Annotated in this window: 2 tRNA genes and 1 rRNA gene; all 3 read left to right on the forward strand. The window is 43.2% G+C overall.

What is annotated here, in order from left to right:
- The first annotated feature begins 5 nt into the window (after positions 1 to 5).
- Positions 6 to 81, forward strand: a tRNA-Lys gene (locus CZ809_RS20775).
- A gap of 31 nt (positions 82 to 112) precedes the next feature.
- A tRNA-Val gene (locus CZ809_RS20780) sits at positions 113 to 188 on the forward strand.
- A 360-nt stretch (positions 189 to 548) separates the two neighbouring features.
- Positions 549 to 1,022: ribosomal RNA gene (locus CZ809_RS20785) — 23S ribosomal RNA — on the forward strand; the annotation flags it as partial.

Below are 1,022 nucleotides of genomic sequence, written 5' to 3' on the forward strand. Positions count from 1 at the left end.
AAATTGGGTCGTTAGCTCAGTTGGTAGAGCAGTTGACTTTTAATCAATTGGTCGCAGGTTCGAATCCTGCACGACCCACCATTCTTTCTCACGAAGGAATTAAAACTATCGTGGGCGATTAGCTCAGTTGGGAGAGCACCTCCCTTACAAGGAGGGGGTCACTGGTTCGAGCCCGGTATCGCCCACCACTCTCTAAGAATTTTCTGCACGGAATCGCAGATTTAATGAAGAATACCTTTATTAAGTCCGCATTGTTGTCGCTGAAAATCATTAGAAAGTGGTTATCGTTAGATAATTGCATGCTCTTTAACAATCTGGAAAGCTGACTAGTAAATTTAATCGAAAGATTGATTTTAAAAATGTTTTTATCTTCGGATAAAAACGAGTTCTCAAAACATACACATTCAAGTGTCTGTGTTTGCTTTCACTTTTTAAAGTGAAGACAAATAAATGAGTCCGGCGAAAAACCAATGTTTAATATTTTCTTGATCGGAGTATTAAACGCAAACCTTGGTTGTTTGAACATACAAGACCTCTTGGGGTTGTATGGTTAAGTGACTAAGCGTACACGGTGGATGCCTTGGCAGTCAGAGGCGATGAAGGACGTATTAACTTGCGATAAGCCCAGATTAGGCAGTAAAAGCCTCTTGAGTCTGGGATTTCCGAATGGGGAAACCCACTTGCATAAGCAAGTATCATTAACTGAATACATAGGTTAATGAGGCAAACCGGGGGAACTGAAACATCTAAGTACCCCGAGGAAGAGAAATCAACCGAGATTCCGGTAGTAGCGGCGAGCGAAACCGGATTAGCCCTTAAGCTAGTTCTGCGTTAGGTGAAGGTTCTGGAAAGTACCGCGATACAGGGTGATAGCCCCGTAACCAAAAATGCATTATTAGTGAAATCGAGTAGGACGGGACACGTGATATCCTGTTTGAACATGGGGGGACCATCCTCCAAGGCTAAATACTCCTGACTGACCGATAGTGAACCAGTACCGTGAGGGAAAGGCGAAAAGAACC

Origin of the sequence: Photobacterium piscicola, from assembly GCF_900166965.1 — a bacterium.
Lineage (GTDB): Bacteria > Pseudomonadota > Gammaproteobacteria > Enterobacterales > Vibrionaceae > Photobacterium > Photobacterium piscicola.